This window comes from Psychrobacter sp. JCM 18903 (assembly GCF_000586475.1).
Taxonomy (GTDB): Bacteria; Pseudomonadota; Gammaproteobacteria; order Pseudomonadales; family Moraxellaceae; genus Psychrobacter.
Genome location: NZ_BAWJ01000037.1, coordinates 1 through 11277 on the forward strand (window position 1 = coordinate 1; position 11277 = coordinate 11277).

The window sequence follows — 11277 nt, forward strand, 5'->3', positions numbered from 1 at the left end:
TTAAAGAGGAGTCATTATAATGAGTAACGATAACTCTTTAGCAACCAATATTGACACCCTTATTGCGCCGATTGAAGGCAGTCGTCATGGGGTCGGTGAAGACTTAATATTCGATCCACGTATTGATGCCATTGTGGCCGCTCGTCAAGAAGATGACCCATTACTGGCACAAGGCAATTGGGTCACTGAGCTAAAAGTCGCCGATTGGGACTTTGTCAAAAACCAATGTGCCGATTTGCTCAGCCATACCAGTAAGGATATGAAGTTGGCACTTTGGTATGTCGATGCCTTGAGTCATACCGATCATTTAGCAGGTATCAGTCAGGGTTTGAGTCTATTGCAGGCACTCAATGACGAGTATTGGCTCACTATGTATCCGCCGCTAGATGGTGAAGAAGATAGCATGGATATCAGAGCAGGGCTGCTGTCATGGTTCGTCAAGGCGCTCACTGATGATATCAAGCAGCTATCGCTTTCTGACACAAAGACAGAAAAATATAACTATAACTATTATCTAACCGCTCGTGATCATGACAAGCAGCGTCAGCAAAACCCCGATAGCGAAACGTCCAATCAATTAACGCTAAGTGACTATAACCACGCCATCAAGACCAGTAGTGAGACTTGGCAACAGGCACTGATGAGCAATCTTAAAAAAGTTACTGAGCAGTGGCAGGCGCTGACTGATCAGCTAAATGATTTGATGGGCATGGACGCGCCAGTCTTCGCACCAGTCACGGATTTATTGGTTGCTCTGACCCAACATTTGCGACCGTTGATACCAGAATACTCTGATAGTACTAGTAGTGTTTCTGCTCAAGAAAGCGTAGCCGATACTATGGACAGTATGGGTGAAAGTGCAATGTCTGATAGTAGTGGACAAGCTGCTAGCACAAAAAATATTAGCTCAACCAGTTTTAATCCTAGTAACCGCGATCATCAAAGCAATCGTCAGCAAGCGCTTAAACTATTAGGTCAAATTCAAGATTATTTTTCGACCAATGAGCCGCACAGCCCGGTGACGTTTTTACTCGGTCGGGCGATTGATTGGGCGGATATGCCGCTCGACCAATGGCTCACTCATATCATCAAAAACGAAGATCAGTTAGCGATACTCTCTGACATGATTGGAATCAAACCCAAACGTGATTCATCTGACGATGGCTATTAATTGAATCAACGACAAATGAATACTTGGTTAACGGGCAATTTATACACTATTTGTGATCTTGCAATATTAAACTTTCCACCTTTGGACTGATAGAGAAGGGCTTGTCATGGTATGGACTCAAACAAAGCGGCATGTGCAACTGAGTAGTGCCCATCCTGATATTGCCACCAGCCTCATTCAACAGGCTGACTTGGTTGAAAGCTTACTCGGGATGCCATTGCCCGACAGCGTTTGGAGTAAGCCCGCTCTTATGCCAACGCCTGACGCTTATCCAAGCCCGTATCATCACGACCAACGAGCGCAGTCTTATCAAGAGCGCCAACTAGCCCTCTATTGTGGCTATCGTATTAGCATCACCTTACTGCATCCACGAGCAGGACTGGATATAAAGCAATGGCTAGGGCAAAGTCTCTCGATACATTGGCATACGGGCGACACGCTACTACCAAGCCAAACCCGTCACGGTATTATCACCGAAGTCGTTGCTCTCGGTAGCAACAGTGGTATGGCCGCTTATCGCATTATTTGCGAGCCTAGCTTAAGTCAGTTACGCCTAGCTAGCCATAACCGCCGTCATCATCATCTCAGTCTCAGTGAACTCATTACCCAAATCATCAGTCCATACGATATGAACGTTGAGATTGACGAGCGCCTCAGTGATGACAGCAACTATCATATACAGCATAGCGTCCAATACAACCAAACCGATCTGGCTTATCTAACCCAATACCTTGCTCTCTATGGCGTCACAGGCTATTACCGTCATGAGAGCGACAAGCACACTCTAGTCTTGTTAGCTAGTGATGGCGAAATACTGCGCCTGATGCCAATGACATTCAAAGCACCTTAAGTCAAAACCCTGCCAACCTTGCTGATAGACAAGACCGCATTACTGCCATTCGTCCGCGTATTGCTCAGCATACTCAGCAGAGCGATCTACATCGTTATGACAGTCGCTTGATGAGTACCTATACTGGCAGTAGCAGTAGCGAGCAACCGATCGACGCATCAAACAGCACGCATCAGCGCTTTTTACACAGTCATAGCCGTTTTGATGATAAAGGTCTCGATAAGCTTGCTACTCGCTACCAGCAGAACGCACAGCAGCGTGCCAATCTAGGCACCTAACCGGCAATATCCGTCATCTAAGTCTGCCAAGCGCGCATCATATCGATGGCAACCCTTATTTAACAGATCCCATCAGTCTGGTGTCTCTTCATCAGCATATTAATAATCATATTCCAGCAGATTGGCTGGGGGCAGCATCCTTTGACCCCATTACCTTACAGCCAAATACCAACTATGACAATGATGACGACAATGACAACAACGTCCATCATATCAATGCCTGCTACCTACCGTTTCCGCATCATCACCATATTCCTTATGGGGAACAGCTTGCTACACTTGGACAACCGCATCCGAGTCTGACAGGTCTTATGAGTGCCAGTATTATTGACACCGATAGCAGCGCCATCACCCATGACCGTAATCACCGTGCGCATATTAGATATCACTGGCAAAGCGAAGGCGACGATAGCGCACACTGGATACCCATCGCCAGTCACCTCGTCGCTGACCACATGGGACAAACCCATCCGCTACGTCATGGGCAACACGTCCTGATCGACTTCATCGGTGGTGACATCACTCATCCCATCATAATCGGTAATACCCATAACGGACAAGGCAATACTGATGCTCAGTATAATAGCATCGTCAGTGATACCGACACGATTGATGCCACTAGTCCCGCTTGGTTTATCAATCAAAGCCATGCTTATCCCATAGACGGTATCAAAACCCAAAGCATCGACAGCAGTCGTACAGGCGATGCGACCAAAGACAGTATCACTAATGGCTATAACCAGCTCATGTTTGACGCCCATCCTGATAGTCCGCAAATCAATCTCTATAGTTCAAGCTTTCAGTCCAGCCTGACTATTGGACACCTATACCAGCACAGCGACCATACCCGTGGTCAAGCACGGGGCAAAGGCATCAGCATAGAGACTGAAGCTGCCGCCAATATTCAAGGCAGCAAAGGTATTCATATCAGTAGCCAAGCATCAGACCCCTTATCAAAATCTCACATGAGTCATGACAGCCACGGCAAACTACAAACAGCCGATCAACACCAGCAAGCCTACACCCAGCTGGCTGATACCCATCAGCCAGTGGGATTAGAGGGCAGCAGCAATAACAAGCAAAGCAACAGTAAAGATGCGCAAACGCCATTTGCCCAATTTAGCAAAGATACCAATGACGAAACCTTAAGTGAGTCTGGACAATGGCAACAAGCCAATCTGCTGATCGACTCTCAGCGTCATCTAGCGTTGCTAAGCGGACAACACAGCCAACATACCAGTACCCAAAGCACGCATAGCCACGCCACAGACAGCACCCATCATCATAGCCAAACCCAGATGAATCAGTTGGTGGCAGGCGATGTTCATTACTACTCAAACAAAGCCCAAACCCATACGGCAGCGCATGGTGATATGACCATACAAGTGCATCAGAATGAAATGCGGCTTGATAGTGAGCAGGTACTCCGAATCCATAGCAGAGACAGTATTGAGATCATTGCGCCTGATACGCTCACCCTAAAAGCAGCAGGGAGTGGTATTGAGATATCAGGTGGCAATGTGACATTTATTACGCCAAGTCAGGTGGGCTATAAGGCGAGTAAGGTGGATTGGGGCAGTGGGGGTGAAAGTAGTCCAACGATTACTATGCCGCAAGACGAGCTTGCCGACTGTGCTGCCAAGACTGGTAGTGCTGGCAATAAAGGTGGAGCGGTTTAGGTATGCTAATACCAAAAGTAGAGTTTCTCGATGATATTCAAGCGACTGACGATTATCAAAAGCAACTTAAGGCTTTATATCTAACAGTCTCTGACAATCAATATCAAACGCTGACAGTCCTTATTGATCTAAATATTTACGGTACAGCTGTCTTTGACTTATTAGACTGCGGCATAGATTTGCCATTTGAGCGCATCAAACGCATTCATCATAGCTTTAGCGATGATTTGGCACTTATTAAGATGTCACTTGATAGTAGTACAGGTCAACGGCTACTCGAGCAGCTACTGGCATTGGCACTATATGAAAACACCCATGATATATCTGGTCATCCGCATTCGCGTAGCGTCTGTCTATGGCTATTTGATCAACCAATCACAGAAACGCTTACACATAGTATATATCTGATAGGACAGGCATATGGAATAGGGACAAATAAGCGTCGCTATTTGCGCTACTGGGATCCTAGAGTGTTAGCGCTATTAACCTATATTTGGACAGCCCCACAAAAGCTGCAAATATATCAGTTGGGCTTATCTCACATTTATTATGTTGATTGGAATAATGAGATGACTGTATTGACTCTACCTACGCCAAATGAGGTATATCCAGCTGCTAATATTCAAAAAACGTTAGGGCAGCTCCAGCCTTTACCTTTTCGGTTCAGTCAGCAGCAGTGGCAGGTGCTCATACAGACAGAGTGGATAAATATGATACTGCGGCAGTTAAAGGTCAAGTGGTAATTACCCATCGAGTTTATGAAATAATCATAAGCCAAGCTCTACTGATTGCTCAGCGTAAAATGTCGCAGCAGCAAGCCGTTAAGAATATCATTAAAGACTTAGAGCGAATGAAAGGTAAGGGGATAGTGGCATGAGCAACGATTTAGGTTTTATAGATGGATTGACATCAAATAGTAAAAATAAAACTGAGCCTGTAGTATTAGAGCCTGACTATGAAATTCTTATTGAACCTGATTTGCTTGAAGTGGAATTAGAAACAATTACAGTAACAGCAACATTTTGTCGTGATTACGAATGCGGAGCTACAGGTATACCGATTTTACCTGTAGTATTTAGTCGGGATGATTATAGAGTAAACGGTAATGACAAGCGTTATTTTGGGGATGGGTTGTCTTCAAAGTCAGCTAAACATGATGCTATTGCGAGCCTACCTACACACACCTACCTTTATTGTTTTTATGATTATATTGATGGTTATGGAGATGAACAAAAATCAGTTGAAGAGATATTTACTGGTAAAGATGGCGCATTACGAAGAGTTAAAACTTATGAAGAAGATGATTTTGTAATAAAGGACAAAGAAGACGTTAATAAGATAGAGGTAACAAATATAGATGAGCCTGATAATGACAGCCTCGAGGAAATGGCACAGCCAGCTCTCTGCGAGAGAAACTATCATAGTACGTTAGATAGTAAGTATCTCACCTTAGATCCAGGTGAGATAGTATGGCTTATGGTCAGTCATGCCAAGCTAAGTAAAGAAACATTAAAAAAATACTTTTATGATGAAGTACTACGCGATAAGCGTATGCAAAAGTTCGTCGCTGATGACTTAACTGGCAATGAAAATACTAGATATATGTCTAGTATTTTACCAGAACTGGATTATATAAATAGCTTTCATCAACGAAAGCAGCTGGCACAGGGCGGTGACATCAAAGATAAAATTACAATACATGAAAAGGATTTAAAAGATGAGATTCGGGGGAGTGTACGTTCTGCCTTTCAACTATACAGAAGTATGGAAAGAAGTATTAGTGGAAGGATAGAAATTGTTGAAGAGAATGTAAATGGAGGCTACGACTTTGAAGATGGTGAGTTGGAAAAAGAACTTGATCAAAAAGATTTGAACATCCTAAGGGATGTCAAACCCATGATGGTTGCCTTACCTGATCCTGTAGGAGAGGTATTAGCAGCCGCGGAGAAACGCAACTACTTACTTAAAAAACTAGATGATGCTCAAAAAGATAAAGATAAAATTCGAGAACAAGTTAATGCTATTATCATCGATAACATTAGAAGTAGTATAGAAGCTGGTACTAAATACGATCCGTCTAAACCACAGTCACCTGCTGCTGAGGCTTATCATATAGAAGGGCGCAATGCAGTAAGTCAGGCGAATAATAAGAATATCTATGATTATATTAATGAATCAAGATTCAAAGCAGTTTTAGCGACTGCGAAAAAAAGCCGCAAAGACAAGGCTGCCATCGCAGCAGCGCGCCAAACATTCATAGACGCAATTAAACGCCCTGAGTTTGCTTTTGTTATGCGTGAAGACTTTCCTGAAAATGATGAAGACAGCCATGCTGGCTATGCTCAAATTATCGCTGAAGCGATTCAAGGTATCGGCATTGATGAAAGTAATGTCGGCATACCAGACGCTATATGGGCAGATTATAAGTCCGAGCAAGTAAAAGGCATGACCGCCAAGCAAGAGTTTGAGCAGTCCTTACGGCCTTGCATCTCCGGCGAACAGCCTACTGCAGATAACTGGCTATCTAAAGCTTAATCGGCCTTGATCCCGAAGATAATCAAAAAATGCAAGATGCGCCAACATATGAAAACTTAGCCCGAGCGAGTGACTTTATTGGTACGAGTACCAGTTGGGTATTGGCATTTAAGAGCAGACAGCAGCAAAATAAAATCAATACTGCTATCGCTGCTCAAAGGGATAGTATAAATAAACTAGCCAATCATAAAGCTCAGATACTACTCACTATGAGCACTAATATGGCTCACATTAAAGACAACAATAAATTTTTGTATAAACTTGATCTGTGGTCACAAGCCACTGTTCATCAATCTACAGGCTTTCGTCTTGCTCAGAAAGTGCTTAAATATAGCCCAGAAGTTATATTAAATTATGGTAGTCAAAGGCTAACTCATACTATTAATAAAGCCAAACCACATAATGCCTTGCTGCCTGCGAGCATAGATACTAACGCGGTAGGGACATCCTCTTCAACCAAAGCGCCTATTGCAATCGACTTTCAAAAAACATACGGCATCGATCAGAAGGTAATTGACGTCTTCGACAAAGCCGCTGCGGGTAACAAAACTGCGCAAACTGTCGTCACTATGTACACGAGTGGAGAGTCAGCACGCGCCACGCAAACGATCAATCAGGACTTAGAGCAACGAGTGGCACAACTAAACCGTGACCTTGACCCTATCAGTGGTCAACATCGACAGTTAGAGCGCCAATCATCAGGCAAAGCGGCACTAGTATCAGCAGGTATCGGTCTGTTTCAGTTGCGTAGTATGTGGATCGGCAAAAGTAGTATTGGCGCTATGGCAGGCCGAGGAGATCGCGTGGGTCTTGAGTACATGACCAATTATGCTAGCTCGACATTAGCACTCACAAGCGCCAGTGTCGATGTCGTCAACGCAGGTATACAGATGAAAGCGGCGCGTAGTGCTTGGGTGGCAAGGCTAGGTCTTGGCGTCGGTGTACTTGGGGCAGTCGGGGCTGGGTTTGAGGTGTATAGTTTACTCATAAGTCGTGAAAGACATGTTGAGAGTAAGAGTGAAGTTAGCCAAATAGCTACTAATATTGCGATGGGTGCAGCGGGCGCAGCAGGTGTAGCAGGTTTCGGTTATGGTGTATTGGCATTTGCAAGTGCCGGTGCTTTTGCATTACCTTGGCTTGGCGCAATAATGGCAATTGCATGGGGCGTGAGTCTAGTCGCTCAATGGATTGCCTTTCGCTATGACAAAGGTCATATTCTACCGATTCACTACTGGCTAGATGCTGGGGTCTTTGGGAACAAGGCTATGATAAACAGCGAATATCCCAATAATCCTTTTAAAATACAAGCGATGAGAAGTATTGAACAAGATATGCACGCCTACAGCCTAGCACTTACTGAAATACAGGTTGAGCCAAAATTTAACACCAGCGTACAAGACTTTAACGAAGTGTTATCAGGACAAATCGTTGTTAGCATTAGTCAATGGAAAGATCATAGTGAGCTGGCAATAGAGTTCATCGGTATAGGCAACCAAGAGCTTGGACTAGATAGAAAAGTGTTTAGTATAGAAGCGCTTATACAACAGAACAAAGCTATTACTACCAAAGCAGGACTACAGATTACCTTAGATATTCCTAAGACCAGTCATTTTCAAGGCCAATATCTAGGCTCATATAAAGAAGGCACGCGAGATCCTAATAGGATACAGCAAATGCAAGAAGCTAGAAAGATAGCACAAGCCAATCCTAACCGTCAGATTGAACAGCTCAGAGTGGTGGTCTTGTACTCACTAAACCCAAGTATGAATCCCCATTATCAACTGCGCACGACAGTAACGAGTTAATAGAGACAAGCCAATGATTGAAGACAAGCATAGTCAATTTGCCAAACACATCAATGAGCTACAAGAAGTTCTTGAAAGTCCTTATAGCAGCAAGATAGACAAAGCGTTATTAAAAGATAGCGAGGATATAGAGCATCTCAACAAAGAAATTGCCAATATTAACCCTGACTATATGACTTTTTTACCGAGCTACTTTTGGTATTGGTATTTTGGTATAGGTTGGGTCTACTTTTCTTCCTGTATGTTTTTTATAGTATTCTTTGCAGATTTATTTCGTCATGAACCAATGCAAGGACTGATACAGATTTTTAATATTGCTTCAATACTGTTTATGTTTATTACATTATGCACTCCTCTCTTATTACTTCTCTATCAATTTATTAGAAAACATCCATACCGCATCCAATACTACTTTTTAAAGAAAGAGCAGAAGGTTGTTTATTATTATCGCCCCTCGTTGCAGTTTTTTAAACCTTTTGAATTAAAAATAGTAGATTATAAAGATATTATTCCTGAAGTACACACCATCAAAAACAACACAGCATACACTCCACTAAATCTATATATCGCGGATTCTGATACAGGAGATATTACTCATCATATAAAACCTCATGATGTCAGTGTTGACCCTCGTGTACATTGGGCGTTTATCCGCACCTATATGGAAGGTGATGCTGCTGACTTACCGATAAACCCTGAGTTCTGTCAGGCCTACCCAGCAGATACAAGCAAATCATTATTTGCTTGTAGTGATATCGTCTTTCGTAAAAACGGTATACTACCAAACGATCATTCTGGCGGTGGTCAAATTATGGTCTTTATAATAGGCTCACTATTTACACTTGGCTATCTATTGCAAGGAAACAATTATCAAACTGCCAAGCAAGCCATCTTACATCCTGATGTGCAAAAGCTGCTGACATGGGACGGTCAAGACAATCCTTATCCTATTCAGCCCATAACTGATGAAGCCAAATTAGCCTTTGAAGGTAGAAATTGGGAGGTCAATGTCAGATGGGTATATATCATACTTATTAACGTTGGTTTATTTGTGTGGGCAGTGTTGGCTTATAATAGTTAGATAGAATTGAGATAACATCATGCAACTACGCGACGACTTCGCTAAACATATTAGTGAACTGCACAATCCTATTGACCGTCCCTATACCACCAGTATAGACAAAAGCTTATTAGAGAGTACTGAAGATATTGAACATCTTAATAAAGAAATTCACGACGTCAATCCTGATTACTTAACATTCCTACCTGCGTACTTTTGGGTGTTTTATTTTGCTATTGGCTGGGTTTATTTTTCTTCATTTTGGTTAGGTAATTATTTTCTTCAAGATATTGGAGAGGTTGTCTTTATAGATGATGAATTTAGTATTTTTGATATAGTATTCAGCTTCTTATGGATTGTTGTATTTGGTACGCCACTAATTTTATTTCTCTATCAACTAATCAGAAAGCACTTCATTCGCACCCAATATTACTTTTTAAAAAAAGAGCAAAAGATAGCTTATTACTACCGTTCACTATGGAGTTTTAGACAGCCTTATGAGCTTAAAATAGTAGATTATAAAGACGTGCATCCAGACCTGCACCTAGACAAATATAATCAAGCTTATACACCGCTCAATCTGTATGTCGCTGATCCTGAGACAGGTGATATTACCCATCATCTAAAGCTAGAAGATTATAGAGTCAACCCGCGTGTACAATGGGCATTTATCCGTACCTATATGGAAAATGAAGCCGATGACTTACCGATAAATCCTGAGTTCTGCGAAGCTTACCCAGCTGACACTAGTAAATCACTGTTTGCTTGTGCTGATATTATCTATCGTAAAAACAGCATACTGCCTAGTGATCATTCTGGCGGTGGTCAAATCATGGTCTTTATAATAGGCTCAATAATAGCCTTAGGTAATCTATTTCAGGCTAATCATTACCAATGTACCAAACGCGCCATCTTGCATCCCGACGTGCAAAAGCTACTCACATGGGACGGTCAAGATAACCCGTATCCAATACAGCCCATAACTTATGAAGCCAAACTAGCGTTTGAAGGTAGAAATTGGGAGGTTAATGTCAGATGGGTATGTATCATACTCATCAACGTTGGCTTATTTGTATGGGCAGTGGTGGCTTATAATAGCTAGCAAAAATTGCTAACTACATATTGTATAACTATGATCTTACCTGTTCCTCCTATACCTCCTGTCGGTAAAATACTCAGTCGCCCTTATGAAGGAGAGATTGGTAATTTCCAAGAAAAAAAGCCAGTATTGATAGAATAAGTACACTTATTCATGATGTGAATCCAGACTATCTGCTATTTCATCCTATCATTAACTCTATTCAAAATGTATGGCTTTTAGCGTCATATTGTGGTGCATGGTTGTTTGGACAGTTTTTTATTTTTTATTTTTATATGTAGTTCTTAAATATTTTTTTATTGAAGAGTTTGAGCTAATAGTTTTATTTCCAATTATTATGCTTATAATATTCCTAACAATGCTTGGCTTTTCACCATATTTAACTCTAAAGCAACTAAAAAGAAAGCAATCTCGATACCATAAAATTCTACTACTAAAAAATACCCAGCAGATTGCTTACTACGAACATAACGGTAAGCAAGCCCCTATCTTTCATCTGATTAATTATAAAGATATCACAGCCTCCATAAGGCGTAATGAAGGTTTGGTGTATGAAGTACTGAATCTGCACATCATCGATGAATCAACAGGAGAACCAAGCTTATCTATTAACTGTGAAGGCATGCAACTAAACCCTTATGATCAGTGGGCGTTTATTCGCACCTATATGGAACGTCCCGCTGAAGAGCTACCGCTTGATCCACGATATGCCCACGCGTGTCCAACCGATATCAGCACATCGCTACTCGCCTGTGCCGATATTGCTCAAGAGAAGAAAGACAAGGGTCTGACTGGACTAC

Annotated in this window: 10 protein-coding genes; all 10 read left to right on the forward strand. The window is 42.2% G+C overall.

What is annotated here, in order from left to right:
• Positions 1–19: 19 nt before the first annotated feature.
• Positions 20–1171, forward strand: coding sequence for a type VI secretion system protein TssA (gene tssA, locus TT12_RS14540; protein WP_045456252.1), 1152 nt, complete (start codon positions 20–22; stop codon positions 1169–1171).
• A 106-nt stretch (positions 1172–1277) separates the two neighbouring features.
• A complete protein-coding gene (locus tag TT12_RS14545) occupies positions 1278–2021 on the forward strand; it encodes a contractile injection system protein, VgrG/Pvc8 family (RefSeq protein ID WP_045456253.1) in 744 nt (247 codons plus the stop codon).
• Positions 2022–2131: 110 nt separating this feature from the next.
• Positions 2132–2299: a hypothetical protein gene (locus TT12_RS15840; RefSeq protein ID WP_207804107.1), complete on the forward strand. Its 168-nt coding sequence runs from the start codon at positions 2132–2134 to the stop codon at positions 2297–2299.
• Positions 2300–2379: 80 nt separating this feature from the next.
• The gene (locus TT12_RS14550) at positions 2380–3978 is read left to right on the forward strand and encodes a DUF2345 domain-containing protein (RefSeq protein WP_045456255.1); all 1599 of its coding nucleotides are present in this window, start codon (positions 2380–2382) and stop codon (positions 3976–3978) included.
• 2 nt (positions 3979–3980) lie between these two features.
• Positions 3981–4721, forward strand: a complete 741-nt coding sequence (locus tag TT12_RS14555; protein WP_045456258.1) for a hypothetical protein — start codon at positions 3981–3983, stop codon at positions 4719–4721.
• A 130-nt stretch (positions 4722–4851) separates the two neighbouring features.
• A complete protein-coding gene (locus tag TT12_RS14560; protein ID WP_045456261.1) occupies positions 4852–6513 on the forward strand; it encodes a toxin VasX in 1662 nt (553 codons plus the stop codon).
• Between the two features lie 29 nt (positions 6514–6542).
• Complete coding sequence (locus TT12_RS14565) at positions 6543–8318, forward strand: hypothetical protein (RefSeq protein ID WP_045456264.1); 1776 nt, start codon at positions 6543–6545, stop codon at positions 8316–8318.
• Between the two features lie 13 nt (positions 8319–8331).
• Positions 8332–9399, forward strand: a complete 1068-nt coding sequence (locus TT12_RS14570; RefSeq protein WP_045456268.1) for a hypothetical protein — start codon at positions 8332–8334, stop codon at positions 9397–9399.
• 19 nt (positions 9400–9418) lie between these two features.
• On the forward strand, positions 9419–10480 hold the full coding sequence (locus TT12_RS14575) for a DUF6708 domain-containing protein (protein WP_045456271.1): 1062 nt from the start codon (positions 9419–9421) through the stop codon (positions 10478–10480).
• Positions 10481–11021: 541 nt separating this feature from the next.
• On the forward strand, positions 11022–11277 hold a 256-nt coding region (locus tag TT12_RS15845; RefSeq protein ID WP_207804108.1), incomplete at its 3' end, for a hypothetical protein.